The 26,115-nt window shown below is 63.6% G+C and carries 20 protein-coding genes and 3 pseudogenes; 20 read left to right on the plus strand and 3 right to left on the minus strand.

Going from position 1 to position 26,115, the window contains the following annotated elements:
• Positions 1 to 1,320: 1,320 nt before the first annotated feature.
• The 18 genes and pseudogenes from IEX13_RS14410 to IEX13_RS08255 form a co-directional block, all read left to right on the plus strand.
• Positions 1,321 to 1,662 (plus strand): energy transducer TonB, encoded by a 342-nt coding sequence (locus IEX13_RS14410; protein WP_188663091.1) that lies wholly within the window; start codon positions 1,321 to 1,323, stop codon positions 1,660 to 1,662.
• A gap of 2,985 nt (positions 1,663 to 4,647) precedes the next feature.
• Positions 4,648 to 5,007 carry a hypothetical protein gene (locus tag IEX13_RS08180; RefSeq protein ID WP_188663093.1) on the plus strand — a complete coding sequence of 120 codons (360 nt, stop codon included), beginning with the start codon at positions 4,648 to 4,650 and terminating at the stop codon, positions 5,005 to 5,007.
• Positions 5,008 to 8,017: 3,010 nt separating this feature from the next.
• Positions 8,018 to 8,350: a low molecular weight protein tyrosine phosphatase family protein gene (locus IEX13_RS08185; protein ID WP_188663095.1), complete on the plus strand. Its 333-nt coding sequence runs from the start codon at positions 8,018 to 8,020 to the stop codon at positions 8,348 to 8,350.
• Positions 8,351 to 10,588: 2,238 nt separating this feature from the next.
• Positions 10,589 to 11,134, plus strand: coding sequence for a phosphatase PAP2 family protein (locus tag IEX13_RS08190; protein WP_188663096.1), 546 nt, complete (start codon positions 10,589 to 10,591; stop codon positions 11,132 to 11,134).
• Between the two features lie 374 nt (positions 11,135 to 11,508).
• Positions 11,509 to 11,790, plus strand: coding sequence for a hypothetical protein (locus IEX13_RS08195; RefSeq protein WP_188663097.1), 282 nt, complete (start codon positions 11,509 to 11,511; stop codon positions 11,788 to 11,790).
• A gap of 63 nt (positions 11,791 to 11,853) precedes the next feature.
• Complete coding sequence (locus IEX13_RS08200) at positions 11,854 to 12,189, plus strand: low molecular weight protein tyrosine phosphatase family protein (protein WP_188663098.1); 336 nt, start codon at positions 11,854 to 11,856, stop codon at positions 12,187 to 12,189.
• 110 nt (positions 12,190 to 12,299) lie between these two features.
• A complete protein-coding gene (locus tag IEX13_RS08205; protein ID WP_188663099.1) occupies positions 12,300 to 12,590 on the plus strand; it encodes a hypothetical protein in 291 nt (96 codons plus the stop codon).
• A 597-nt stretch (positions 12,591 to 13,187) separates the two neighbouring features.
• Positions 13,188 to 13,568 (plus strand): annotated as a pseudogene (locus IEX13_RS14415) (SMI1/KNR4 family protein); the annotation flags it as partial.
• A gap of 42 nt (positions 13,569 to 13,610) precedes the next feature.
• Positions 13,611 to 14,126: a nuclear transport factor 2 family protein gene (locus IEX13_RS08210; RefSeq protein ID WP_188663100.1), complete on the plus strand. Its 516-nt coding sequence runs from the start codon at positions 13,611 to 13,613 to the stop codon at positions 14,124 to 14,126.
• 82 nt (positions 14,127 to 14,208) lie between these two features.
• On the plus strand, positions 14,209 to 14,646 hold the full coding sequence (locus tag IEX13_RS08215; RefSeq protein WP_188663101.1) for a hypothetical protein: 438 nt from the start codon (positions 14,209 to 14,211) through the stop codon (positions 14,644 to 14,646).
• Positions 14,647 to 14,677: 31 nt separating this feature from the next.
• Positions 14,678 to 14,959: a hypothetical protein gene (locus IEX13_RS08220; protein WP_188663102.1), complete on the plus strand. Its 282-nt coding sequence runs from the start codon at positions 14,678 to 14,680 to the stop codon at positions 14,957 to 14,959.
• Between the two features lie 477 nt (positions 14,960 to 15,436).
• Positions 15,437 to 15,934, plus strand: a complete 498-nt coding sequence (locus IEX13_RS08225; RefSeq protein ID WP_188663104.1) for a hypothetical protein — start codon at positions 15,437 to 15,439, stop codon at positions 15,932 to 15,934.
• 222 nt (positions 15,935 to 16,156) lie between these two features.
• Positions 16,157 to 16,456, plus strand: coding sequence for a hypothetical protein (locus IEX13_RS08230; RefSeq protein ID WP_188663106.1), 300 nt, complete (start codon positions 16,157 to 16,159; stop codon positions 16,454 to 16,456).
• Positions 16,457 to 16,528: 72 nt separating this feature from the next.
• Entirely contained in the window at positions 16,529 to 16,957 is a 429-nt protein-coding gene (locus tag IEX13_RS08235) for a hypothetical protein (protein WP_188663108.1), read from the plus strand.
• 42 nt (positions 16,958 to 16,999) lie between these two features.
• On the plus strand, positions 17,000 to 17,380 hold the full coding sequence (locus IEX13_RS08240) for a hypothetical protein (protein ID WP_229668499.1): 381 nt from the start codon (positions 17,000 to 17,002) through the stop codon (positions 17,378 to 17,380).
• Positions 17,377 to 18,231 (plus strand): DMT family transporter, encoded by an 855-nt coding sequence (locus IEX13_RS08245; protein ID WP_188663111.1) that lies wholly within the window; start codon positions 17,377 to 17,379, stop codon positions 18,229 to 18,231. The genes IEX13_RS08240 and IEX13_RS08245 overlap by 4 nt, the downstream gene beginning before the upstream one ends.
• Before the next feature lie 45 nt (positions 18,232 to 18,276).
• Complete coding sequence (locus tag IEX13_RS08250) at positions 18,277 to 18,741, plus strand: DUF4262 domain-containing protein (RefSeq protein ID WP_188663113.1); 465 nt, start codon at positions 18,277 to 18,279, stop codon at positions 18,739 to 18,741.
• Between the two features lie 10 nt (positions 18,742 to 18,751).
• Positions 18,752 to 19,237, plus strand: a pseudogene (locus IEX13_RS08255) (class I SAM-dependent methyltransferase); the annotation flags it as partial.
• 31 nt (positions 19,238 to 19,268) lie between these two features.
• On the opposite strand, the pseudogene IEX13_RS08260 reads toward IEX13_RS08255, so the two are convergent.
• The 3 genes and pseudogenes from IEX13_RS08260 to gpmI all read right to left on the minus strand — a co-directional run bounded on the left by IEX13_RS08260 (position 19,269) and on the right by gpmI (position 23,431).
• Positions 19,269 to 20,714 (minus strand): annotated as a pseudogene (locus tag IEX13_RS08260) (S41 family peptidase).
• Between the two features lie 33 nt (positions 20,715 to 20,747).
• Positions 20,748 to 21,902 carry a murein hydrolase activator EnvC family protein gene (locus IEX13_RS08265; RefSeq protein WP_188663119.1) on the minus strand — a complete coding sequence of 385 codons (1,155 nt, stop codon included), beginning with the start codon at positions 21,900 to 21,902 and terminating at the stop codon, positions 20,748 to 20,750.
• Positions 21,899 to 23,431 carry a 2,3-bisphosphoglycerate-independent phosphoglycerate mutase gene (gpmI, locus tag IEX13_RS08270; protein WP_188663121.1) on the minus strand — a complete coding sequence of 511 codons (1,533 nt, stop codon included), beginning with the start codon at positions 23,429 to 23,431 and terminating at the stop codon, positions 21,899 to 21,901. Before gpmI ends, IEX13_RS08265 begins: the two co-directional genes overlap by 4 nt.
• A gap of 124 nt (positions 23,432 to 23,555) precedes the next feature.
• Here gpmI and IEX13_RS08275 point away from each other — a divergent pair, with 124 nt between their 5' ends.
• Both IEX13_RS08275 and IEX13_RS08280 read left to right on the plus strand, forming a co-directional pair.
• Positions 23,556 to 24,281, plus strand: coding sequence for a DUF4097 family beta strand repeat-containing protein (locus tag IEX13_RS08275; RefSeq protein ID WP_188663123.1), 726 nt, complete (start codon positions 23,556 to 23,558; stop codon positions 24,279 to 24,281).
• 59 nt (positions 24,282 to 24,340) lie between these two features.
• The gene (locus IEX13_RS08280; RefSeq protein WP_188663125.1) at positions 24,341 to 26,089 is read left to right on the plus strand and encodes a M28 family metallopeptidase; all 1,749 of its coding nucleotides are present in this window, start codon (positions 24,341 to 24,343) and stop codon (positions 26,087 to 26,089) included.
• Positions 26,090 to 26,115: the final 26 nt, after the last annotated feature.

The raw sequence follows: 26,115 nt of genomic DNA on the forward strand, positions 1-26,115 counted from the left end.
ACTTCGGAGCTAGCGTCGCCTAACCATTCATTCAAGCTGACGCCGGACCGTCTATCCGGGTAAACCGACTGTCGCGGCCGGCGCAGCTTAATTCAAGGTGTTAGGCCGCTATGGAGGGACGATGAACTTTGTAGATGCTGCCGCAGCTCTCCTCCTGAATCTCTCCGGGTGTGCACATGCGGCGGACCCGATAGTGCCCGACCGCTTCGTTGCGCACTGGGCAGGAAGTCCTGATGCTTGTGGATCGAAGGCGGATGATCTCGCTCTCCGCATCGGCGCCAAGCACATTGAGTATTGGGAGAGTCAGGGGCCCATTCGTGCGTCCGTGACCCGGGGGAACGAGATTGCCCTGATCGCCGAGCTACACGGCGAGGGAGAGGCCTGGCTAGCTACCGCCAGCTTCACGCTTTCGGACGATGGGCTTCAACTGGTGGATCGGACTACCATTCCGGGACGAGAGGTTGTGAGGCACAGGTGCCCAGGCACTGCTGCTACGCGGCCTAACTAATCATTCAAGCCGACGCCTTCGGCGCGGCTTAACTCAAGGTGTTAGGTGTTACGGCTGGAGAGAACGATCCCGGCTGGCTGGCTACCGATTTCCAGGCTAGCCGCCACGCCCGATTCTCTCGCCAGCGTCCCTGCCGTAGACTCGCCTCGTTGGCCAAGTCGGCGGCTCCGGGGGCACCACGCGCCGGGGTCTTTCGGGCAAGCCAGCGGATACGAGACAACAGTGGGTGTTGAGGTTCCGCGCGTCGTTTCGGCGTGGCATTCGTTTCACCGGGCCGAAACACCTAACCAATCGTTCAAGCGGACGCCGTACTGTCTATTTCGGTAAACCGACTGTCGCGGCCGGCGCCGCTTAACTCAAGGTGTTAGGCATCTTTTGAGAGATTTCACCCGCCCTCCGACAAGAGGCGAGCGAGCACTGGCAATCGTGCTCAATAGCCTGCTTGCCGTATTGTTTGGTTCCCTGGCAGCGTTTCTGACTTTCCGGGGGTTTGCCGTTGCGGGCATAGTCTTTGGCCTCGTCACTTGCGTTTGGTTTGTCTTGCTATATCGGGCCGTATTTGGCACGCCGCGGGCTCTTGGCCCCAGAGGCAGTCATGTTCTTGCTTGGTTTTTTCTGCTGTTCGGCCTAGCGGGATTTGCGCTCGTTGCTTTCGTTGCAGGCCCTGCAAATCACGGGCTGATGGTTCTAGGCGGATCTGTCGTCTTTTTTTCCGCGGGCCTTGTTGGTGTCATGAGTCGAAGGCAAGATGCCTAACCAATCATTCAAGCCGACGCCTTCGGCGCGGCTTAACTCAAGGTGTTAGGCGGCTCATGTTGCTGATATCGCTAGTACTGGTCGCTTTGAGTTCGCCGGCCGCGCCTACGGCTGCTGAACCGGGCTGCGCTGGCATCGATCAACGTTTGGTCCATTGCCCCGCGCCAAGAGCGCCGCGAACCCTTGGGTTAACCGCCGGCAAAATTGTAGTTCGGCTGAGCGTCCTTTGTGATGGATCGGTGGGCGATGCAGCGATCCTGTCCTCATCAGGGCATCGCGCATGGGACCGTTCCGCCGTTGCGGCTGTGAGGTCCTGGCAATTCAGGCCGTCTAGTGAAGGTTTCACAAAGGACGTGACGCTCCTTCTAACAGTGGATGGCGGTCCGCCGCCTAACTGATCATTCAAGCCGACGCCTTCGGCGCGGCTTAACTCCAGGTGTTAGGACGTCGCTTTCACCCCGGCTTCGACTGCAACCACCGCCCTCCGCCCGCCGGACTCCGGCGAGTCTGGAGACCGCCATTCGCCGTATCGCTGTGGCCCGGTGTTCAGCAGCGCCCCGCGGCCAGATGGGTCCAGGAAAAATTCTCGGCGCGGGCGGCGCCCGGGAGTTGCGGCCACGTGTATTCGGAGCTAGCGTCGCCTAACTAGTCATTCAAGCGGACGCCGGTCCGCCTATCTCGGCAAACCGATTATCGCGACCGGCGCCGCTTAACTCTGGTGTTAGGCCATGTCTCGACAGGTGGTGCTGATCCTCATCGCCTTGACCGGCTGTTCGATGAACGCAGCAAAGGAGCCATATGCTCCAATGTCGACGAAGGCGTACTTCCACTCTTGGTACGACGGCAACTTCTCCCACTCTGTCTGGGGTCTCGGCAAAGTTTCGGCAGCTAGCAGTGAGGGATTCGTTCTGTGTGGGGATGAGCGAATTGCGGTTAGGCCGGTGTTCGATTCACATGCTTCAGCAGGCCGACCGCCAGGGCCGGGCCGGAGCCGAGTGGACGCCGCGAGGCACAACGAGAGCCTGCTCGCTAGGTTCGCCAACGCGGGATCCCCTTGCCGCCTTCCTGAGACGAATGGCGCGGGGCCTAACCAATCATTCAAGCCGACGCCTTCGGCGCGGCTTAACTCAAGGCGTTAGGCGGGTTGCTTCTTTAGGTGGCTGCGCGGTGCCTGGGCGCTCGCGGTCGCCGGCCACTTTTCCCTCGCCGCTGTCCGCCTTCCTCGCCAACCGATTTCCGTGGCCTCGTCGCGATGGGGCGCCCGTGACTGCGTCGGCTGACTTCGGGGAGGTGCTCGTTCGTTCGGTCCTGGGCTTGCGGCCTCGCGTCCGGTCTCGGCTTCGGATCCCCGGTAGCGGCGTCGGGCGGCGCCCGGCCAGCCATCACTTTCGGCAGTTCAGCCTCGACCCTGGTCCGGGCGGGCAAGTCGAGATGTCCTTTGCTACATTCCCGCCTAACCAATCATTCAAGCTGACGCCGGACCGTCTATCTCGGTAAACCGACTGTCGCGGCCGGCGCAGCTTAACTCAAGGTGTTAGGCCTCTAGAACCCCATGCACGAGTCCTGCCCCAAATGTGGCACCGAGTTCTCGCCACGGAGTGCAGTCGTGGCTCTCGGTATATCGCCGTCGCTGTTCCAGCGCCACGAGATCCCGCCAAGAGTTCAATGCCCCAACTGCTCCCTGCAACTTAGGTCACGGGCAATTCGCTACTTCGGCTTCTTGGATCCGTCCAGCTTTAGGGGGCTACTTGTCCTGGCCGCCCTCCTGGCTGCGGCAGCTTTCCTTGCGCTAGTTTTCCTCTAGGCTTCTCGGGGCTACGATGAGGCCTAACCAATCATTCAAGCCGACGCCTTCGGCGCGGCTTAACTCAAGGTGTTAGGCCGCATGCCCAGCCTGGTCGCAGCCGCAGTTATTTTCGCTATTGTGATGGCGATAATTGAGATCTTTTACTCGGCGTATTCGCTGCCACTCTTCAAAGAGGCCTACCCCGAAGAGTTTAGAGCATGCGGGTCACCATCCATTATTCTGATTGGCGACGGAGTCTTCTTTGCGTACCTCCTCAGGAACAGGCATAAACGTCTGGCTAATCCGCTAATCGTTCGAATGCTCGATCGGCACAAATGGATTCTAATTTTGTGCTGCACGAGCCTGGTCGCGCTGGCTCTTACGTTGGCTGTCCGAGTTGCGGCCTAACCAATCATTCAAGCCGACGCCTTCGGCGCGGCTTAACTCAAGGTGTTAGGCCGCTCAGGAGGCTTCGTTGCAGCCGAGCCAAGTACAAAATGAACCCGGCGTGGCACTCGGCATCGGCTTGATAGCAGTTCTAGTCGTACTGCTAGTGGCCACACTCGCCTCAGGGCTTGAGGCAGGTCCGATTGGTCCCGGCCCGAGCAGCACTTTTCTTGGCCTGTACCTCATGGCTTGGGGCGCAATGTTCCTGGCTAGCTACTACTTCAGCCACAAGACATTCTTCTTGCGTGGCCTCATCTGGGTCTGTGAACATTGGTCTAGCCCCAAGGGTCGAGGCATGGCTTTCTTCTACGCGGCACTTGCCATGCTCCTTGGCGGCTTGGCCGTGCTATCCGGGCTTGGGCTAATCGATGTCGCGGCCTAACCATTCATTCAAGCCGACGCCTTCGGCGCGGCTTAACTCAAGGTGTTAGGCCCCAAAGAGCTCGCATGTCCAAACAGACGAACAGACGCATAGATCGACTACGCGTTGCTGCTTTCAGCGGCGCGGCGCTCTATGTGTTCCTGATTCTACTTTTCAAGCTAGGATTTCGCGGGAAGTTTAGTAAGTGGGATGGCTCCACGACTTGGGCGGAGGTAGGATCCGTTGCGCCATCGTTCCTAGTTGCAAGCATTGCTGTTGCTGCTATCACATACTTCTGGCCGCGCGAATGATACGAGTGCTGTGGCCTAACTATTCATTCAAGCCGACGCCTTCGGCGCGGCTTAACTCAAGGTGTTAGGCCTCAACGATGAAACTTACGACCCGACTGCCACTTGCCGCGTTACTGCTCTGTAGCGGCGCTTGTGCCGCCGGCGGCGAGCCGACGGAGGTTCGTGGCATCTACTTCTACAACTTCGAGAATGCGGCGCTGACTCCGGAAGGCCAGAGCGAGTGTTGGGAGGCGCGTGGCGATATGTCTGCTGCGGAGCTCCCGGCCAAGGGCTCCGGTCGCCCGTGGGGGCGAAGTAAGGTGGTCGTGCGGGGCGTCTTGAGCGAACCCGGCAAGTACGGAAACATGGGTACGTGCACCCACGCAATTGACGTGATAGAGGTTCTTTCGGTAGAGCATCTTTCGCAAGGGCCCTGAGGCCTAACCAATCATTCAAGCCGACGCCTTCGGCGCGGCTTAACTCAAGGTGTTAGGCCCCAATGAAAGCTGCTCGCCAGAGCAAACTGGAAGCGCAACTTGCGGCGACGGAAGTCGAGCTTGTTTCGCTGCTTCGTGAGTCGCTGACCCACACCGCCGTTCATGGCGACATGTTGTTCTTCAACTCCCGGTACCGTCCGGACAACTACCAGCCGCGCTGGTTCAGCTCCAATAGCGAGGCGCTTCTTTCCCTCGCAACAGAGTGCCTGGCACTTCGGGACCAACTTGGGATTCCTTGCCACGGCTCGCCAGGCCAGTTGTATATTGCGGCTTGTACCGAGGCGACAGACACTTCCAATGGCAATCGTCGTGGGCCCAGACAGCTGGCCGCTTGGCTCATCAGCGAGTTGGGGCCTAACTAATCATTCAAGCCGACGCCTTCGGCGCGGCTTAACTCAAGGCGTTTGGCCCCGCACGTGACGACGCAATGGCTTGGGAAGACGACTGAAAGCGTTACTGACCTAGGCTGGACCGGTTCGGATTTTTCTGACGCGGACGCGAATCGCATGTGGGGCGAATGCTGCTCTGACGTCCAGCGAATCGTTCTCGCCGAGGCTGCTGCAGGAAACGTCCCTTGGAACATCCTCAAGAATCACGCGCGTGGAATCGTCTTGATTGCTTTGCCTGGACCACCCCGTACCGCCCCACCATCGAGTGGCTTCCTGATTCATACGAGCTTCGACAATGGCAATTACTGTTACGACGGAACAGTTTGTACGTATCAGCACGAGGTGTCGGGTTGCTTCATCAGTTTTGAAGAATCTGACTTGGAAGGCCGTCCCTTTTGCGGAATCGGGGCCTAACCAATCATTCAAGCCGACGCCTTCGGCGCGGCTTAACTCAAGGTGTTAGGCCCGTCGCTAGCTCAACGACTTCGGTGCCGACGCAGCTTGTCCCGAGCGCATAGTTCCGGACAGTCCTGAGACCCACCCTAGTGTCACGTGGCGGCTCAAACCGGCGTCCCACCCCGCGGCCAGACCGGGGTACGAAACTTTCTCGCTGCTGGCAGGCTCTGGGGAGTTGCGGCCCAGGGACTTCGGAGCTAGCGTCGCCTAACCATTCATTCAAGCTGACGCCGGACCGTCTATCCGGGTAAACCGACTGTCACGGCCGGCGCAGCTTAATTCAAGGTGTTAGGCCTCAACGGTGCTTCGCGATGACGAAAGAAGAGTTCATCCTGCGTCGGAAGGCTCTTGACCGGGAGGCCCCCAGATTCGACCGGCTGATTGGAGTCGGGTTCGTCTTGTTTGCTCTCCTTGGCGTCCCTCTTTCGCAGTCTGCTCCCGAGTCGACGTTGTGGGTTTTTATTGGACTACTTCTTGTCACCTGCATCGGCTATTTGGTCTATTCAATTCGGTGGGCAAAGAAAACCGGATTGCTCTGCCACACTTGCAGGAGACCTCTTCTGCAACGATATGCCGATACTGCTGTAACAACTGGCATTTGCCCGATTTGCTATAAATCTGCATTCGGGCAAGAGGCCTAACTAATCATTCAAGCCGACGCCTTCGGCGCGGCTTAACTCAAGGCGTTAGGCCTCATGGGCAGAACCTGCGGCTCTTCGATGCATCGAAAGCAGCTGCTTGCTAGTCAGACCGCAGCTTGCTTTCACTGCCTCTCTACCTTTCCTCCAAGTGCCGTCACGGAATGGACGGATGGCGAACCTGTTGGTGAGACAGCCCTTTGCCCGAACTGCGACGTAGACGCTGTGGTCGGCTTTGACGGCCCAGTAGATTCGACCTGGCTGGCAGATGCTCAGCGCCGGGGCTTCGGCTAGCATGCGGCCTAACTGTTCATTCAAGCCGACGCCTTCGGCGCGGCTTAACTCAAGGTGTTAGGCCGCAGGCAAGTCCAATGACAAAAAGCGCATCGTGAAATCGCTATCGTCGAAAGTAGTGGCGTCCTTTTCTATCAGCGTGCTGCTCTTGGGGGGCTGCGCTCACACAGAGATTGTGAAGACACACTACGACAATGAGTTTGATCCGCCTCGCACGTGGCTGAGCATGCGCGTAGGAGCAATGCCAAACAGCGAGGTTTCCCCGCGCCTTGTCAGAGACGGCGAGGCATTACTTCGAGAGATGGGGGATGAATCAGTCTTTGAGGTCGCGGTCAGAAACGAATCTTGCAGGTCAATCTGCTACTTCTTTATGCCTCGCCTATCCGACCACATTTATTGGGTTCTCACGACCGATGAATCCCAGAAGCGATTCAACAAGTATTTTAGCTATTCGCTTCCAGAGCACGGCAATCCGTAGGCCGGCTGTGGCGGCCTAACCAATCATTCAAGCCGACGCCTTCGGCGCGGCTTAACTCAAGGTGTTAGGTCGTCGATTTCATCCCCGTTTCTACTGCGGCCACCACACTCCGACCACAGGGTTCCGGCCAGTCTTGAGACCACCATTCGCTGCGCCGCCGCGGCTGGGTGTTCAGCAGCGCCCCGCGGCCAGATGGGCCCATGAAACTTTCTCGGCCCGGGAGGCCCCCGGAGTATTGCGGCCAGGCGTATTCGGAGCTAGCGTCGCCTAACTAGTCATTCAAGCGGACGCCGGACCGCCTACTTCGGTAAACCGACTATCGCGGCCGGCGCCGCTTAACTCTGGTGTTAGGCGTCCATGGAGCCTTCATCGTTCATTGTGGAGTTCCATCCCCACCTGTCCGAGAAGGACTGGCACAGCTTCATGCTTGCAGTCGGCACGGCCGGTGCCATCAGTCACTGGCAGTCGTCTCATCGGGTGGAGTTAACTTGCATCAGGCGTAGTCGGCTCCAGCATGTGGGGTACATCGTCTATCGGACCGCGGATCCATCACTCGGCAAGGTAGTCGGAGTTACAGGAGAGGCACAATCCAGGGCAAGCGTATATGCCCGGAGCGCCTAACCAATCATTCAAGCCGACGCCTTCGGCGCGGCTTAACTCAAGGTGTTAGGCCCATCCAACCGCTCAGGCCAATGTCCGGCATTACCGCATGAAACTCTACTTCAGGACATTGTGGCCAAGGCTCTGGCTCGTCTCCGCTGCCACCGCTTCGCTAATGGTTGGCGACATTCTCATTGGCACCGAACTGTTCTGGCCAATATTCTGGCCTGAGAGCAGGCCTGATTGGCTGTCCGCCGGGATGCTAGTCTTTCTCTGGGTTGTGCCTGTTCTTCTAGTCCTCAAACGCGAAGGAATCCGACGAGCCAGTTTGGCTCAGTTCGTCGCCGTCTCGTTAGCATTCGCAGTACTAACCCTCACCTCGATTGTCGCCGTCATGTTTCAGCTTTTTCTTTTGGTAAGCGTGTACCACGGACTCCTCCGGTAGGGCCTAACTATTCATTCAAGCCGACGCCTTCGGCGCGGCTTAACTCAGGTGTTAGGCCGCAGAGCAAACTTGATGGCGCGCAAAGTACTTTTCATCTGTAGCCAGAACCGGCTCCGCAGCCCGACTGCAGAGCAAGTCTTTGCCAACTGGCCCGGTATCGAGGCGTCGTCAGCCGGTCTCAACCATGACGCGGAGAACCCGGTCACGCCGGAGTTGCTGCAGTGGGCAGACATCGTTTTTGTGATGGAGCGAGCGCACCGCAACAAGCTCTCCGCTAAGTTCAAGCCGCATCTGGGCAAGGCCCGCGTCGTTTGCCTAGAGATTCCTGACGAGTTCGAGTTCATGGACCCAGGCCTAATTCGCCTTCTCAAGGCCAAGGTGCCGCGTCACTTGCCGTCGGTTTGAGGCGTACGTAGTCTGCGGCCTAACCAATCATTCAAGCCGACGCCTTCGGCGCGGCTTAACTCAAGGTGTTAGGCCCCACAACATTGCTTCCGGAGCGCTGATGTCCCGATTGTACGTCGCACTTGTGGCTGCTGCACTCCTCGGAGCCTGCACGCACAACCCTGCTCAAGTGGTGACTGCACCAAGCCCCAGCAATACATTTCTTCTTACGCGCGGTGAGCTGTCCTCTGTGCTTCAGGCTGCAGCGAGTGGGGATGTAGCGTCTATGGAAAGGCTTTTCTTCCACTACACGGTGGCACTGGGCGAGGATGAAACCGGCCTGCTCTGGAGGGAACGAGCTGGAGATTCTGGGAGCGAAGAGTCTAGGCAGTTCGTGCTTTGCCACTATTTGCGGCACTCTTCGGCAAGCATCAAAGATCGAGCTGGCGAGCTTGCTGCACGATGGGGCGTCCCGGCAGCGTGTAGCCGTGGGGCCTAACCAATCATTCAAGCCGACGCCTTCGGCGCGGCTTAACTCAAGGTGTTAGGCCCGTCGCTAGCTTCACGGCTTCGGCACCTGGGCGTACCGCTCCCAGCGCCCTGCTTCTGACAGTCTTGAGACTCACCCGCGTCGTGTCGCACCGGCTTGGAGCTGCGTCCCGCCCCGCGGCCACAGGGGCTACGAAACTTTCTCGCGTCTGGCGGTTCCTGGGCAGTTGCGACCAGGGCTATTCGGAGCTAGCGTCGCCTAACCAATCATTCAAGCTGACGCCGGACCGTCTATCCGGGTAAACCGACTGCCGCGGCCGGCGCAGCTTAACTCAAGGTGTTAGGCCTCGAAGGCACACATGTCGGAACCAATAATCTACTGGCCAAAGTGCGAATGGCATCCTGACGGGGATGACCTCTGGGAGTGCGTTCCGAGCTGCGGAACTGTGTGGAACACCTTCTTGACCGGCGGTCATTGCCCCGGCTGCGGACATCAGTGGCATGACACCCAATGCCCGTGCTGTGAACGCTTTTCGCCACACAAGGATTGGTACCACTATCCAGGTATCGTAGAGACAGAGTCGGCCAACGTCGGGAGTCTCGTCGAGGCCTAACTATTCATTCAAGCCGACGCCTTCGGCGCGGCTTAACTCAAGGTGTTAGACCTTGCTCAGAATCCTGCAGGTCGTTGTTGCTCTAGGTCTTGTCGCCTGTTCGCAGCCGACGATACGACCAGCGTCGAAAGCTCTTTCGGCCCAAGAGCTGGTTGACTGCAAGGCCATGGGCGGCCGAGTTGAGCAGGCGCTTTACACAACCCAGACCTGTGTCTGGCCCACTTCGGATGGTGGAGAGATGTGTCGGGACAATTCGGACTGCGAAGGTTGGTGTGAGGCGCCATGGGACTCGGAACCAGATGCCGTTGTAGTTGGGGCTTGCTCCGCCGAGGGATCCTGGCAGACGATTGGTTGCTTCAATCACGTCAGCGACGGCAAGGCGACCGGCGAGTGGTGCTTCCACTAGCCAAGGTCTAACTATTCATTCAAGCCGACGCCTTCGGCGCGGCTTAACTCAAGGTGTTAGCCGCTCAGCGACAATCCGACTGCTTGGAGATGCAAATGAACTCAAGCCTCTGGTTTCTCTACCTCGCTGGGGCTGTCCTCGCCATTCTCGGCCTCGTACTTTTGGTCGCGAGCATCTTGCCACCCTGGCGACGCGGGAAGCCGGTCTTTAGCACTTTCTGGGCACCGCGCGAGATGTTCATCGGGCGTGAGCTAATGTACAACCGGGTTGGATTCTGTCTTTCAGTTGTCGGCATTTCGATGGCTGCTTTCGTCTTGTTTCGACTAGGCGGCTAACCAATCATTCAAGCCGACGCCTTCGGCGCGGCTCAACTCAAGGTGTAGGCCGCGGAACAAGCATCAGGGCACTCCAGGCCCTATTATCGGACTTCACCTAGGCGACCGAGGCAAGACACATGACCACCGGAGTAGTAGTTGTTCTTATCGTCATTCTTGTTGCAGCAGCGGGAACGTACGCTGCCAAGCGCAGAAAGTAGTAGCCCCCCCTGGGCATCGGCAGCGCTTAGATAGACTGTTGCAGCTTCTCTGAGTCCTTCCCTCTTGGTGGGGCATGTTGAGTTTTCGTTTGGCGGCCCGGGTGTTGCACTTGCTTTGTTAACTCGCGCGGCCTAACCAATCATTCAAGCCGACGCCTTCGGCGCGGCCTAACTCAAGGTGTTGGGCGGCAATGGGTAGTTCGCTAGCTCGAGTAGTGTCGATCGCGGGGCACCCTGTCGTGCTGATGCCGGCAGCTGCGGTGATCGCGTCGCCCGAAAAGATTGGCCTAGCCGCCATCGCCGTTTCTCTGGCCTGTGCCTCTGCGGTCCTGGGCTACAGTTTCTACAAGGCCAACCGGGCAGATTGGGTTCACATCGATGCATCGGTGCCGACCGAGAGAGCCCAACTGAACTCACGGGTAGGCGTCGGCCTTGTGCTGGCCGCCGGCGCTCTTTGGCTCTCCGGGCTCCACTCCGGCATCCCCCTGGTCGTTGGCCTTTCCGGCCTAATCATTGGGGCTGGCCATGCACTCCGGCGCGTGGCCAAACTGTCGCTGCATGTGGCATTTGCGGTATTCGCTGCCTTCCTGGTTTGGCCCAATCTGGTGTCCGCAGTCGCGCTAACACTGGCAGCCGTGGTCGTAGCCTGGTCTCGGATTGCGTTGCGCCGACACGTCCCAGCAGACATTATTCTGGGAGCACTTGCAGGTGCTTCAGCAGGGCTGGCATTTCACGCGTCCATGGCGCGACTTGCCGCCTAACCAATCATTCAATCCGACGCCTTCGGCGCGGCTTAACTCAAGGTGTTGGAAGGCCACCCATGCAACGCGCGCTCCTCGCCGTATTACTTGTCACTGCCATCGCGGGATGCAAGTCAGTCGACTTGGGCTGGTCCCCTACAGAGACCGGCTGTGTCGCGCGCGGACTGGCTGGGGCATTGGAAATGCCTGGCGCCCTTCCGGATGGCGACCTTGGAAGTACGGATATTCGGATTGGTCGGCTGCCTGATACCGGAAGTGGGCTCGCCACACTAATTCACTTCGATAGGCGCTTCGTCGGACCTGGTCAGGTCACGGCTTTGCCGCGAGTGCGGCTGTCAGTAGGCGACTGGAGCGAACGCGCTTGCACTGTCGTGATGAGCGAAGCCGAATGCCCGGAGTCGGCGGACCTCTATCGTCGACTTGCCTCGCAGTCGCTGCCTGTGGGGTTCCTTTTTGAGAACCCGTCGGACGCAACGCTCATGCACGGCACGTCGTACTATCTCCAATCCATTGATGGTAACGGAAACGAAATGCGATGGAATTATTACGGATCGCCAGCCCATCCGTTTCAGGCCGAGATCGACTCAACAATCGATGCTCTCTCGCGTTGTCTGGCTTCTGCGGAGGCGGCGTATTTGCGGACGCCTTCTAACTAATCAATCAAGCCGACGTGCCTCCGGCACGTGGCTCAACTCAGGCATTTGGCCTCAGCTGGGACAATGACGCATCGTGTTCTATTCGTTTGCGGCAAGAACCGACTGCGCAGCCCGACCGCAGAGCACGTCTTTTCCGACTGGGAGGGCGTCGAGACCTCATCAGCTGGCATCAATCGGGACGCGGATTCGCCGGTGACGCCTGAGCTCCTGGACTGGGCGGATACCGTCCTCGTCATGGAGTCATCCCATCGGGCCAAATTGACCTCAAGATTCGGTACCCACCTCCGCGGCAAGCGCGTGGCAAGTCTCGACATCCCGGACGACTATGAGTACATGGCACCAGCGCTGGTCGAGCTGCTTCTTGCCAGGGTTCCCAGGCACTTGCCGCCCCGCAAGTAGCTGCCATAGGCTTCGGCCTAACCAATCATTCAAGCCTACGGCTTCAGCGCGGCTTACCTCAAGATGTTGGGGCACAGGGAGATTTCATGCGGGTAGCGGCCCAAGTTCTAATGTTCCCGCTCGCCCTTGCCGGCTATTGGTACGTGCATGGCAAGCTCGCGCTTTGGGTCGAGGGAAAGCGTGCGCTAGCAGTTGCAGTGGCCGTATCCCTCATAGCCGGGGCATTCGATGCGTCCCACATGCAACTTGAGGGCGCACTGCAGTTCACCAAGGTTGCGTTCATCATGGGTCTGGCGGCGTTTGTCCTTGCGCTGCCGTTGTGCGTAGTTGCGCTGAAGCGACTGCGCCCTAACTATTCATTCAAGCCGATGCCTTCGGCGCGGTTCAACTCAAGGCGTTAGTCTTCCAATGACCAGTCCGGCAAAGTTGAAGTTCAGCACAGTTGGCCTAGCCCTCGGCGCTCTCGCACTCCTGGTGGCCATTGGGCACTTCTGGATTTCTGCTGCGGCGCCGAAGCCGGCGCTTGAGCACCGCATCGCTGACAAAGTCGTTGCTATTCGGGACGCAACAGTGGACAGACTGGCCGGACGCGAGAAGGAGCCAGAACAAGCCCGGTGGGACTCGCATCAGATCGTCGTCACGGCGACGTCTATTCTGGGTAGTCTAGCCCTGGTCCTGGCGGTCCTTGGGTTCGTGCGTAAGGAGCCGCCCCGCGCCTGTATTGGGGCGGCCGCGCTAGGTGGCGCCGCAGTGGCGTTCCCTTTTGTTGTTGGCGCTCTCGGGGCAATAATCATCCTGGTCGCGATAGCGGCAGTATTTGGGATGTTCTTTGGCTAGGACGCCCAACCAATAGTTCAGGCCGCCACCTTGGGCGCGGCCAAACTGAAGCGTTGGAACCCCCTGGACGGCGCATGGACACAGTCAACAAGCTGGCAGCGATCTACACGATGATTCGCCGCGTCAACGACTAACCACAGGAACGAGCCCCTGCCTCGGAAGATCACGTTCGATCAGTAATTGACGCTGCAGGCGTCGAACCACCGAGCGAGCTGACGCGCCTCTACGGGCTACACAACGGCGTATATCATCTGGATGCTTTCCTGCACTTTCTTTCCGCAGAAGATGCGATCGCGTGCTACACGAACCTCCAGAAGTTCAAAGACGAATGGCCTGACTTCGGCTGGCAGGATACTTGGCTCCCGATCTTCGACATGAACGGAGATGTCCAAGTTTGCGTTGACCTTGCATCTGGCCAGCTGAACACCATAGACATGGAGGGCGAGCGACGCCCTCTTGCCCGAACCTGGAGATTCCTGCATGTTATGCGCGTCGGAACTTCGCCAATGGTGACCCTCGGCTTGTTGGGTTGCGCGACCTGAATCAAGGCCTTCTTGCCCGCACCGCAACTCTCGGAGATCCGGATGAAAGTGCTTACGGCCCTCGTGGCCACAGTGTTTGCAATTCCCGTTGCCGCGTCCGGCGCAGGGGATCCCGACGCCTCGGCAGCGGAATCGCTTTACGAAACGATTGCGGCCCTGGATTCGACGGCATTCGATGCCTTCAACCGCTGCAGCGAGCCGGCACAGCTCGAAAAGCACGCGGGCTACTTCGCCGAAGATGTGGAGTTCTATCACGATACGGGCGGCGTCACGTGGACCCGAGACGAGATGCTGGCCAACACTGAGAAGCACGTGTGCGGGCACTTCAGCCGGGAGCTGGTTCCCGACACCCTTCAGGTCCACCCGATCAAGGACTTCGGGGCCATCTCCCAGGGCTCACACCGCTTCTGCCAGTTCGCGAGCGGAAAGTGCGAGGGGATGGCCGACTTCACGATGATCTGGCGGCACAAGGACGGCGTTTGGCAGGTTACTCGTGTGCTCAGCTACGGCCATCGGGCCGCCGCCGGCGAGCCCCTTGCCATGCGTGCTTCCCCTTAGTCAGAGTTGCAGTACGGGCCGGGGACTGGGATGCGGTTTCAGCCCTCCGAAAGCAGACGAAAGCGTACTCGGAGACCGATGGATGACCCAGGCAGTCCCGCTGGCCGTGGTGGCACTGGCCGCCCTGTTCTTCATCACCCTCGGCGCGGCGTCCCTGGTGGCACCCGCCGGCGCGAGTCGTTTCCTCCTTGGGTTTGCCGGCAGCCCGGGCAAACACTACGCGGAGCTCGCCATCCGCTTTGTCGTGGGTGGCGCCTTCCTCCTGGCAGCTCCCTACGTGCTTTGGCCCGGCGCTTTCAGCGTCTTCGGTTGGGTACTGGTCGCCACGACGGCAGTCCTGCTGCTGATCCCCTGGCGCTGGCATCATCGGTTCGCCCGGCACGCCGTACCGGAGGCTTTGCGGTTCCTACCCCTGGTCGGTGTCGCATCCGTCGTTCTCGGCGGGCTGGTCCTGTGGGCGGTACTTCGTGGCCATGCCGCCTGGGCAATTATTCAAGCGGGCGCCGGGGGCGGCGCTTGACTCACTGTGTTCGGCCTTGCCGGGAGAAGTCATGAAAAGCTGGAAGCGTCCCTTGATCGAGTCGGTGCTGGTAGGTTCTGCGCTCGCCCTGGCAGTCATCTTCGTCGCCAGGCAGCAGATGTATGGCGTTCTCGACTGGATCGGGCCGGCGTTCTACCTTCCCTTTCGTGGTGCCGCCCTGCTGTCAGGCAATACGGAAGAGCCGGCCGCCTGGCTGTTTCACGGCATCATGTTCCTGCAGTTTTTCCTGCTCGCTTTCGCTGTAGGGTGGCTTGCTGGCCGCTATCGCAGCCGGCAGCCAAACGCAATCTGACACTTACGAGGAAAGGGTGGATTCCGGACCCGCTTCCTGGGTCGGAACAATCATCCAGGCCATATGCACAAGACAACCATTGCCTTGCTCCTGTTCACCGCAGGGGGGTGCGCATCCACGCCCGGGAGACTTTGCGACCACGATGGCCAGGGGCTTTCGGTGCTGACGTCCGCGCCGCCGGAGGCGCCCGATCTTCTGGCCACGCTACGCGCCCGGTTTCCCTCCGCCGTGGACGACCAAAAGGTCAGTAGCGTTTGGCTTCGCTCTGCCGACGGCGACCTGTACCTTTGCACCTACAACAAGGGCCCCGCCCCCACGGGAACCTGTGGTGCAACGGTTCACCAGTTCGTCCGGACGGAGTCGGGCTATGTTGGCGGGGACGTTTCGATTTCAGCCTGCCACTAGCTTCGTCAGGCCGCCGGACCATTACCCAGGGCCGACGCCTTCGGCGCGGCCTGGCCCAAGGTGCCGATCCTCATGAAAACCTCCATCACTCTGTGTTGTTTCCTGGGACTGTTGTGCAGCCGGTTGGCGTTCGCATGCGAACTGCCGCCCGACAACGCCTACTACGTCAATGCGATGCAGGAAGAACGGGCGCTGACCCGCGATGCATTGGGCAGGTCTGACCAGGTCTTCATCGGCAAGGTGACCTCCATCCAGGCGGGTCCGGAAACTCCCGGCCCGGGTGAGCGCATGTCAGCGGTGGAGGTTGAAATAGTCGAGGCGCTGGTGGGCACGCCCGTGGCGGGCACCGCCCTTTCGCTCAGCGCCAGGCTTCACCATCAGATCGCCGGTTGCTTTGGCAACGAGGCTTTCTGGGACGATCAGGTCGAAGTTGGCGGGAGCTACATTTTCTTCGTTTCCGGCGGCCGGATTCTCTCCGCCTCCCCGCCCGCCAGGAGTTGGAAGAAGCTCGGGCTTTCCGGGCAGCGGGAACTCGTGCTCGCTCTCAGCAAGCGCCCCGACGAAACCTGAGTCCTGGATTATTGGCTTTGGCCTGCTGCTGGTGGCGTGCCGGGTGCGTGGCCTATAGCGTCGCGTGGTTTCCCGGAGCGGCCGTGGATGGCGGGAGGCTGGCGCAGGTCGCGAGCCAAGGCCGCGTTAAGTCGCCGTTCCGAACAGGGTGGGCGGTTGCGGTTACCCTGAATCCGACCGCCACCGGCCGGGTTGCCAAACGCTGGTCGCCAAGGAGGAACCATGAGCCTGCTGTTAAGCACTCTTCTTGCCCTTGCCCCTGCCCCGCATGAGATCCCCCGGGAGCAGGTGATCGTCCGCGAAGCCAGCCTGCTGGTGGTCCCCTGCCGCGAGGCTGCCCAGGCCTACTTCAAGGCGCAGGACGTGACCACCTATCAATGGTCGGCGTCGCACAAGAGCCGCGGCAACACGCTGTTCGTCGACGGCAGGCTTCGGCTGGAAGACGGCAAGGACGTCCGGGTAAGTTGCTGGATCGCCCGCGGGGCCAGGCTGGGCAGCATGACTTTGGAGATCAGGGCGTAGCCGTCGACGTGGCGAGGGGCCGCCGAGCCTTCTCGCGTAACATCCCGCAGACCACCGCAGGCAGGAAATCCAATGGCAGCCAGGTACGGGTGGCAGTGCACCGCCTGCGGCGACCGGCCCGCCTGGCTTGCCGCGTGCGGGTCCCGGAGCGTTGCCGCCTTCATCCGCGATGAGCTGGCGCCCAGTGGCTGGGACCAGGCGCTGCTGCGCCGCACCTGCAGGGCCTGCCGGCACCGCACGGTTTACATCACCTACCGGCTCAAGCGCGGTGATCCCGAGCGGGTCAGCGTCAGGCACATCGTCGGCCTGGTCCTGGAGGACGAGTACCTGCCCATGGTCTGGGAAACTTTCCGGCACGCAAGCCCCCGGACCGGCTGGGTTGATTTCAAGTACCAGCGCGGTCGCAGTCCCTGGGGGCTGACCAAGCGCCTGGTGCTGGAGCGCAAGCACATGTCGCGATTGCTGCTTGCTTATCGAAATGCGACGGGCCGGAGTCTTTGACGTGCAGGAGCGTTGGGCTTGTTGAGGATACTGAAACCCGGTTTGACCTATTTCCTGATCGTCTTCGGCGCCGGTTTCGCGCTGGCGTTCATCCGGCTTCCCCTGTTGGTGCCGCGCTTCGGCGTGCGCACGGCCGAGTTGATGGAGATGCCGGTGATGCTGGCGGTCATCGCCTGGGCGTCGTGGCGTCTGGCCAAGCGCCATGCCGACCTGGGCCGGGGGTCGCGCCTGCTGGCCGGGCTGTTCGCATTCGCGCTGCTGGCCGCGGCGGAACTGCTGCTGGCCTGGATTCTGGGCCCGGGATCGCCGGCCGAGTACATCGCCTCGCGTGACCCGGTTTCGGGCAGCGTGTACCTGGCGTCACTGGTGATCTTCGCCGTCGCGCCCGCCGTGTGGAACCCACGAGCCATTCAAGAGCGATGACCGCCGCCCCCCTCCTGCGCGGCCCGCGCCTGGCCATCGCCGTCACCCTGGCGCTGCTGGCCTTCGCCGGCAATTCGGTGCTGGCGCGGCTGGCCCTGCGCGAGGGCGGCATGGATCCGGCCAGCTTCACGGCGCTGCGGCTGGCTTCCGGCGCGCTGGTGCTCTGGCTGCTGGCCACCCGCTTCCGGAAGGATGCGAACGGCCGGGGAAACTGGGCGTCGGCGCTGGCCCTGTTCGCCTATGCGGCCTTGTTTTCTCTGGCCTACGTGCAGCTCGAGGCGGGCGCCGGTGCCCTGCTGCTGTTCGGCGCTGTTCAAGTGACGATGATCGGCCGCGGCCTGTGGCGCGGCGAGCGACTGGCGGCCTGGCAGTGGCTGGGCCTGGCCCTGGCGGTGGTCGGGCTGACGGGCCTGCTGCTGCCGGGCCTGACCGCACCGCCCCCGGGCCCGTCGGCGCTGATGGTGGTCGCGGGCATCGCCTGGGGCGTGTATTCGCTGCGCGGCCAGGGCGGCGGTGACGCCATCCGGGTGACGGCGGGCAACTTCCTGCGCTGCCTGCCGTTCGCGGCGGTGTTCTGGCTGCTGATGCGCGACGGCACCCGGATGGATGCCGCCGGCGTCGCTTATGCGCTGGCGTCCGGCGCGCTGGCCTCTGGCCTGGGCTACGCGATCTGGTACACCGCCCTGCCCGCGCTGCGGGCCAGCACGGCCGCCACGCTGCAGCTGGGCGTGCCGCTGCTGGTGGCGCTGGCCGGCGTGGCCTGGCTGGGCGAACCGGCCACGCTGCGGCTGGCGCTGGCGGCGCTGGCCATCGTCGGCGGCGTGGCGCTGGTGGTGCGTTTCCGCCGCTGAGCCGCATCCGCTAACCTGTGCGCCCCAGACAGGCAGGAAACGTTGATGGACCTCGCCGCCGCCCAGGCACGCATCGTTGAAGACATCCGCAAGTACGGCTGCCACGTGATCCAGGTGCAGGGCAACGGCCCGCACCCGTCGTTCGCCTACAGCGTGGGCATCGGCCGCACGTCCGACAGCCCCGACGTCTGCATCTTCGGGCAACCGGCGCCGGCGGCGCACCGGCTGCTGCACCACTACAACAAGCGCGTGCGCGAAGGCGAACGCTTCGAGGCCGGCCAGGTGCTGCAGGGTTTCATCAAGGACACCGACTGCGTGCTGCGCCCGGTGGACCCTTCGCACCACGAGGCGCTGTTCGGCTTCAATGTCTGGCTGCACGACGGGCCGCGCTTCAAGATGCTGCAGCTGGTGTACCCGACGGTCGAGGGCATCTGGCCCTGGAGCGAGCTGGCCAACGACTGGCTGCGCCAGCAGCAGCCGATCCTCGAGAACGCGTCCGGCCCGCACTGAAGCACCGGGCATGAAGGACGAGGCCATCACCCGCAGCTGGCTGGCCAACGCCGACGCCTGGACGCACCTGGTGCGCAGCGATGGCATCGAAAGCCGGCGCCTGGGCACCAATGCCGCGGTCGTGGCGGCGATTGCGGAACTCGCCCCGGCCACGCTGCTGGACGTGGGCTGCGGCGAAGGCTGGCTGTGCCGCGCGTTCTCCGGACGCGGGGTCGCGTGCACGGGCATCGATGCGTCGCCGCCGCTGGTGGCCGCGGCGCGCGAGGCCGGTGGCGGCGATTTCACCGTGACGGACTACGCCACGCTGGCGGGAAGCAACACCCTGCCCGGGCCCTTCGATGCCATCGCCTGCAACTTCGCCCTGCTTGGCGAAGACATCACACCGCTGCTGGCGGGGCTGCGACGGCGGCTTTCGCCCACGGGCCGGCTGGTGGTGCACACCATGCATCCGTGGGTCGCCTGCGGCGACGGCGAGTACGCGGACGGCTGGCGCAGCGAAACCTTCGCCGCCTTCGGTGCCGGTCAATTCAAGGAAGCGATGCCCTGGTATTTCCGCACGCTGGCGCGCTGGGTCGCCGACCTGGGCGACGCCGGGCTGGGGCTGGAAAGCCTGCGCGAGCCGCCCGACCCGAACACGGGCCGGCCGCTGTCGCTGCTGATGGTCGCCGCGCCGCGCGCGGCCTGAGCGCCTAGAAGCGGCGGCGCGCGCGGGCCGTGGCGGTGCCGGCCTTGAGCGCGTCGAGCGCGCGGCTGATGGCGCTGTCGCCTTCTATCAGCTCGCCGGCCTTGGCCTTGGCTTCGGCTTCGCCGGCCAGGTGGCCGGCCAGGTCCTGTTCGCGCATGCCGCGGGCGGCTTCGCCGCGCAACACGATGTCCGGAAGGATGCCGCGGGCCTGGATCGAAATACCGCTGGGCGTGTAATAACGCGCGGTGGTGAGCTTGATGGAATCGCCGTTGTCCAGCGGCACCACCGTCTGCACCGAGCCCTTGCCATAGGTGCGTGAACCCATGACGCTGGCGCGGCCGTGGTCGCGCAGCGCGCCGGCCAGGACCTCGGCGGCGCTGGCGGTGCCGGTGTCCACCAGCACGATGACCGGGGCGCCTTCAAGCAGGTCGCCGGGCTTGGCGTGGAAGCTGGCGTTCGAATACGGCAGGCGGCCCTGCGTGCGCACGATCAGGCCGTCGTCGAGCAGTGCGTCGGCAGCTTCGACCGCGGCGCTGAGCAGGCCGCCCGGGTTGGAGCGCAGGTCCAGCACCAGGCCACTCATCGACCCTTCCGCCTCTTCGGCCAGCTTGCGCAGCTGGCGGCGCACCTGCGGGCCGGTGTCGGTCTGGAAGGTGCTGATGCGCAGGTAGGCGTAACCGGGCTCGAGCAGGCGGCTGGTGACCGAGGTGACGCGGATGGCTTCGCGCACGATGGTCATGTCGCGTGGCTCGATCTCGCCCACGCGGGTGATGGTGATGGTGACCGGCTCTCCGGCTTCGCCGCGCAGGTCGTGGTGCGGCTTGGCGTTGCCGCTCAGGGGTTCGCCGTCGATGGCGACGATGACATCGCCGGCACGAAGGCCGGCGCGGTGCGCGGGCGTGCCGTCGATGGGCGCCACCACCAGCAGGGTGTCGTCGGGACGGCGTTCGGTTTCCACGCCGATGCCGACGTACTCGCCGCGGGTGTCGTCTAGCAGGGCCTCGGCCTCGTCCTTGTCCAGGTATGCGCTGTGCGGGTCGAGGTCGGACAGCAGGCCGCGCAGCGCGGACTTCATAAGCTGCTTGTCGTCCACCGGTTCGACGTAGGCGTCCTTGACCGCGTTGTAGACCGACACGTAGCGGCGGATCTCGGCCAGCGGCACGTCGGTGGGCAGGGTTTCGGCCATGACCGGGTCGGTGGCGTCCACGGGGGCGGGCACGGACACCGGCGCCTGGGCGAGGGTCAGGGCGGGCAGCAGGGCGAAAACGAAGGCAAGTAGTTGGCGCATGGGGGGATTATGCGCCCGGCAGGGCGATGTGGGTCAGGGTTTGAACCAGGGCTTGGGATCCTGGGGCTGGCCATTGCGGCGCAGTTCGAAGTACAGGGCCGGGCGGCCCTGGCCGCCGGAGCTGCCGACGGTGGCCAGCGGGTCGCCGGCGCGGACCCAGTCGCCGACGTCCTTGAGCAGGGCGTCGTTGAAGGCGTACAGGCTCATCCAGCCGTCGCCGTGGTCGACGATGACCAGCAGGCCATAGCCCTTGAGCCAATCGGAAAAGGCCACCCGGCCGGGCGCCACGGCCCTGACTTCGGCCCCCGCGGTGCCGGCGACCAGCCAGCCGTCACTGCCGCGGCCGTCGGGCAGCTTGCCGCCGAAGGCCGCCAGCACGCTGCCGGCCAGCGGCCGCCCCAGCTGGCCGCGGCGGCCCGCGAAGGGCCGGGTATCGTCCACCTGGCGGGGGATGTCGGCGACGGCGTCGCGCAGCTGTTCAAGCAGCTTGAGCACGGTCTTTTCGTCGCGGCCCAGGGCCGCCAGGCGCGCGGCCCGGTCCTTGAAGCCCGATTCGAGCGTGGCCAGCACCTTGGCGCGCTCGGCGCGCTGGCCTTCCAGCGCGGCCAGGTCGGCCTGCTGCTGGGCCAGGGCGGCGGCCAGCACGTCGCGCTGGTCCTGGATGCGCTGGGCGACGGTGGCCAGGGCCTGCAGTTCGTCCAGCAGGCCGGCGATGCGTTCCTGGCGGTCGGCCTGGAAATAGCGGTGGTAGGCCAGTACCCGGGCCAGGTCGGCCATGCGGTCCTGGGCCAGCAGCAGCTTGAGCTGTTCGTGGCGCCCCAGGGCATAGGCCGAGCGCACCAGCGCCGCCAGGGCTTCGCGCTGTTCGGACAGGCCGGCTTCCAGCCGGGCCTGCTGCGCCTGCAGGTCGCGCAGTTCGATTTCGGTGGTGGCGATGCCGGCTTCGGTGCGGCGCAGGGCGCGCACGGCGTCGCCCACCTGGGCGTCGGCCTCGCGCAGGGCCTTGCTGGCTTCGCTGCGTTCGCCGTCGAGCTTTCGCTGTTCGGCGGTGATGGCCTTGATCTGCTGGCGCAGCGCCTGGAGCTGCTGTTCGGCGGCGGCTTCCTTCTTTTCGCGCTCGGCCGGCTGGGCGGCGGCGGGCAGGGCCGCCGCCGCCAGGCAGGCGGCCAGCACCAGGCGACGGATCAAACCAGCTCCACCAGCGGCCGACCGCTCATCTCGGCCGGCCTGGCCAAGCCCAGCAGGGCCAGCATCGTGGGCGCGATGTCGCGCAGGGCGCCGCCGTCGCGCAGGCGTGCCTTGCGGCCGCAGTAAACGAAGGGCACCGGGCCGACGGTGTGCGAGGTGTGCGGCTGGCCGGTGTCCGGGTCGCGCATCATTTCCAGGTTGCCGTGGTCGGCGGTGACGATCATCTCGCCGCCGACTTCAGCCAGCGCGGCGCGGATCGCGCCCAGGGCGTGGTCGACGGCTTCGGCGGCCTGGATGGCGGCGGCCAAGATGCCGCTGTGGCCGACCATGTCGGGGTTGGCGATGTTGCAGATGATCACGTCGTGGCTGCGCGCGCGGATGTCGTCGGTCAGGCGCGCGGTGAGCTGGGGCAGGCTCATCTCCGGCTGCAGGTCGTAGGTGGCGACTTTCGGCGACGGGATCAGCGCGCGTTCTTCGCCTTCGACCACGGTTTCCTTGCCGCCGCTCATGAAGAAGGTGACGTGGGCGTACTTTTCGGTTTCGGCGATGCGCAGCTGGCTCAGGCCGTTGGCGGCCAGCACTTCGCCCAGGGTGTTTTTCAGGTCTTCGGCGCCGAAGGCGACCGGGGCCGGCAGTTTGGCGTCGTATTCGGTGAGGCAGACGAAACGGCCGAGTTTGGGCACGCGGCGCGCGAAGCCGTCGAAGGCAGGGTCGACGAAGGCGGACGTAAGCTGGCGGGCGCGGTCGGCGCGGAAATTCATGAACACCACGGCGTCGCCGTCGCGCATCGGGTGGTGGCCACGGATGACGGTGGGCAGCACGAATTCGTCGTTTTCGTCGCGCCCGTAGGCGACCTGCAGCGCGGTGACGGCGTCGGACGCAGTGTCGTCGGCGTCGGCTTCGACGATGGCCTTCCAGGCGCGTTCAAGCCGGTCCCAGCGCTTGTCGCGGTCCATGGCGTAATAACGCCCGATGACCGTGGCCACGCGCACGTCGCCTTCGTCGCACAGGGCGTGCAGGCGCTGCAGGCTGGGCTCGGCCGAACGCGGCGGCATGTCGCGGCCGTCCAGGAAGGCGTGCACGGCGATGTCGGCCACGCCTTCGCGGCGGGCCAGTTCGACCATGGCGAACAGGTGGTCTTCGTGGCTGTGCACGCCGCCCGGCGACAGCAGGCCGAACAGGTGCAGGGTGCCGGCGGCGGCCTTGGCGGCGCGGCAGGCGGCGACCAGTTCGGCATTGGCGAAGAAGCTGCCGTCCTCGATGGCGGCGTCCACGCGGGTCAGGTCCTGGTAGACGATGCGGCCGGCGCCGATGTTCATGTGGCCGACTTCGGAATTGCCCATCTGGCCCTCGGGCAGGCCCACGTGCTTGCCCTCGGTGTGCACCAGGGTGTGCGGGCAATCGGCCAGCAGGCGGCGCCAGTTGGGCAGCCGGGCCTGGGCCAGGGCGTTGTCGGCGGGGTCGTCGCGGTGGCCCCAGCCGTCGAGGATCAGCAGCAGCAGGGGCTTGGGGCGGTTGGGGGCAGGCAAGGCGGACTCCGGGACGTGTGGCACGGGCGAATTGTAGCGCCGGAGCGGATAGTCGGCCTGTCGGACATTTAAACCCCCCGCCCGGGGGATGCATCAGACCCGGTACTTTCCAAGGAGCCACGCCATGCGCATTCGTCCCCTCGCCGCCCTGATTCCCCTGTCACTGGCCCTGGCCGCCGCACCCGCCTTCGCCGAACAGGACATCGAAAAGATGAACGGCAGCGTCACCGCCGAGGCTGATGGCGAATACGGCTCGCTTTCGACCCTCAACGGCGGCATCACGATCCGGGAAGGCGCCACGGTGCGGGAGGCTGAAACGGTCAACGGCGGCATCACCGTCAAGGCCAAGGCCCGCGTCGGCGCTGCCGAGACCGTAAACGGCGGCATCCGCCTCGAGGACGGCGCCAGCGCCGGCGAGATCGACGTGGTCAACGGCGGCGTCAGGCTGGGCCGCGATGTCCGGATCGAAGGCGACGTGGAGGCGGTCAACGGGGGCGTGCGCGTCGAAGCCGGCACCGAAATCGGCGGCAACGTCGAGAACGTCAACGGCGCCATGTACTTCGACCGCGCCCGAGTGGGCGGCGAGGTGGTGACCACGCACGGCGACATCACGCTCGAGGGTTCCACCGTGCGCGGCGACCTGCGTGTCGAGAAGCCCAGCAGCAGCTGGTGGTCGAGCAAGCGCAAGCGCATGCCGCGGATCATCATCGGCGCCGGTTCGGTGGTGGGCGGCGAAATGGTGTTCGAACACGAAGTGGAGCTGTACGTGCACCCGGACGCCAAGGTCGGCAAGCAGTCCGGCGTTTCGCCGAAGATGATCGACGGCCCCGACGCACCGCGGGCCGACTGATTTCCTTAACGCGGGATGGCGCTAGAATCGGGGTTTCCGTTCAGCTGGAGACCCCACGCATGAAACACACCCTGCTCTTTGCCGCCGCGGCGCTGGCCCTGTCGGCCTGCAGTCCGTCGTCGGAACCGGCGGACGAGGCCGGCACCACGGTCGCCCCGGTCGCCAGCGCCGCACCGTCGGTCGACCACGGCTTTGGCCCCGAAATTTCCGCCGAGGACTTCGCGGCCCACGTGAAGGTGCTTTCTTCGGATGAGTTCGGTGGCCGCGCCCCGGGCACCGAGGGCGAGCAGATGACCGCCGATTACCTGGTGGCGCAGTTCGAGCGCCTGGGCCTGCAGCCGGGCAACGGCGACAGCTGGTTCCAGGACGTGGCGATGGTGGAAACCACCGCGGACGAATCCACGTCCAGCGCGAAGATCACCCTGGGTGGTGAAGACCGCCCGCTGGCCTTCGGCACCCAGATGGCCCTGGGCACGCGTACCGCCAAGCCCGAAGTTTCCGTCGAAGCCAGCGAGATGGTGTTCGTGGGTTACGGCGTGAACGCGCCGGAAGCCGGCTGGAACGACTACGAAGGCCTGGATGTCAAGGGCAAGACCGTGGTCATGCTGGTCAACGACCCGGGCTTCCACGTCGGCGACGAAGAACTGTTCGCCGGCAAGAAGATGACCTACTACGGCCGCTGGTCCTACAAGTACGAAGAAGCCGCCCGCCAGGGTGCCGCCGCCGCGCTGGTCATCCATGACGACGCCGGTGCCGGTTATGGCTGGGACGTGGTGAAGAACAGCTGGTCGGGCGCGCAGTACGACCTGCCGGTGTCGGCCGATCCCGAGCCGCGCCTGCCGATGCAGGGCTGGATCACCGGCGAAGTGGCCGAGCAGCTGTTCGCCGACGCGGGCCTGGACCTGGCCGCGCAGCGCACCGCCGCCAACAAGCAGGGCTTCCGCGGCGTCGCCCTGGGTGACGCCACCTTCAGCGCCACGCTCAATTCCAGCATCAAGGAAGGCAGCTCGCGCAACATCCTGGCCATGCTGCCGGGCACCGAGCGTCCGGACGAGGCCATCGTCTACACCGCGCACTGGGACCACCTGGGCGACCACAGCGCGACCCACGGCGGTGACGGCACCGCGGTGTCGGCCGGTTCAGAAGGCGAGGACCACATCTACAACGGCGCCATCGACAACGCCACCGGCGTCGCCGGCGTGCTGGAGATCGCCGAAGCCTTCACCGTGCAGGACCCGAAGCCGGCGCGTTCGGTGGTGTTCCTGCTGGTGACCCTGGAAGAGTCGGGCCTGCTGGGTTCGAAGTACTACGCCGCCAACCCGGTGATCCCACTCAAGGACACGGTGGCGGTGGTGAACCTGGACGCGATGTCCGTCGTCGGCCCGACCAAGGACTTCGTGGTCATCGGCCTGGGCAACAGCGAACTCGACGACGTGCTGCGCCCGATCGCCGAAGCCCAGGGCCGCGTGCTGGTCGAAGAGGACGGCGTCGAGAAGGGCTTCTTCTTCCGCTCCGACCACTTCAGCTTCGCCAAGTACGGCGTGCCGGCGCTGTACGCCAAGGGCGGCATCGACCACGTCGAGAAGGGCAAGGAGTACGGCCGCGAGATCCAGGCCAACTACCAGACCGTGGCCTACCACAAGGCCGCCGACGAGTACGACCCGAACTGGGACCTGCGCGGCGTGGTGCAGGACCTGCAGGCGCTGTACGGCGTTGGCCGTGAACTGGCAGGCAACGACGCCTGGCCGAACTACGTGGAAGGCAATGCGTTCAAGGCCGCCCGCGATGAGTCGCGCGCTGCCGAATAAGGCCCGCGACGTTGCACGAAAAAGGC

The organism is Arenimonas soli (genome assembly GCF_014643775.1).
GTDB lineage: Bacteria > Pseudomonadota > Gammaproteobacteria > Xanthomonadales > Xanthomonadaceae > Arenimonas > Arenimonas soli.

Bases quoted from the DNA above. Each gene is read 5' to 3' on its own strand.
- IEX13_RS08250 (WP_188663113.1), top strand. From the start codon at position 18,277: ATGGACCTCGCCGCCGCCCAGGCACGCATCGTTGAAGACATCCGCAAG.
- IEX13_RS08280 (WP_188663125.1), top strand. From the start codon at position 24,341: ATGAAACACACCCTGCTCTTTGCCGCCGCGGCGCTGGCCCTGTCGGCC.
- IEX13_RS08180 (WP_188663093.1), top strand. From the start codon at position 4,648: ATGAAAGCTGCTCGCCAGAGCAAACTGGAAGCGCAACTTGCGGCGACG.
- IEX13_RS08230 (WP_188663106.1), top strand. From the start codon at position 16,157: ATGAGCCTGCTGTTAAGCACTCTTCTTGCCCTTGCCCCTGCCCCGCAT.
- IEX13_RS14410 (WP_188663091.1), top strand. From the start codon at position 1,321: ATGTTGCTGATATCGCTAGTACTGGTCGCTTTGAGTTCGCCGGCCGCG.
- IEX13_RS08185 (WP_188663095.1), top strand. From the start codon at position 8,018: ATGGCGCGCAAAGTACTTTTCATCTGTAGCCAGAACCGGCTCCGCAGC.
- IEX13_RS08225 (WP_188663104.1), top strand. From the start codon at position 15,437: ATGAAAACCTCCATCACTCTGTGTTGTTTCCTGGGACTGTTGTGCAGC.
- IEX13_RS08220 (WP_188663102.1), top strand. From the start codon at position 14,678: ATGAAAAGCTGGAAGCGTCCCTTGATCGAGTCGGTGCTGGTAGGTTCT.
- IEX13_RS08210 (WP_188663100.1), top strand. From the start codon at position 13,611: ATGAAAGTGCTTACGGCCCTCGTGGCCACAGTGTTTGCAATTCCCGTT.
- IEX13_RS08275 (WP_188663123.1), top strand. From the start codon at position 23,556: ATGCGCATTCGTCCCCTCGCCGCCCTGATTCCCCTGTCACTGGCCCTG.
- IEX13_RS08215 (WP_188663101.1), top strand. From the start codon at position 14,209: ATGACCCAGGCAGTCCCGCTGGCCGTGGTGGCACTGGCCGCCCTGTTC.
- IEX13_RS08200 (WP_188663098.1), top strand. From the start codon at position 11,854: ATGACGCATCGTGTTCTATTCGTTTGCGGCAAGAACCGACTGCGCAGC.
- IEX13_RS08205 (WP_188663099.1), top strand. From the start codon at position 12,300: ATGTTCCCGCTCGCCCTTGCCGGCTATTGGTACGTGCATGGCAAGCTC.
- IEX13_RS08235 (WP_188663108.1), top strand. From the start codon at position 16,529: ATGGCAGCCAGGTACGGGTGGCAGTGCACCGCCTGCGGCGACCGGCCC.
- IEX13_RS08245 (WP_188663111.1), top strand. From the start codon at position 17,377: ATGACCGCCGCCCCCCTCCTGCGCGGCCCGCGCCTGGCCATCGCCGTC.
- IEX13_RS08195 (WP_188663097.1), top strand. From the start codon at position 11,509: ATGAGCGAAGCCGAATGCCCGGAGTCGGCGGACCTCTATCGTCGACTT.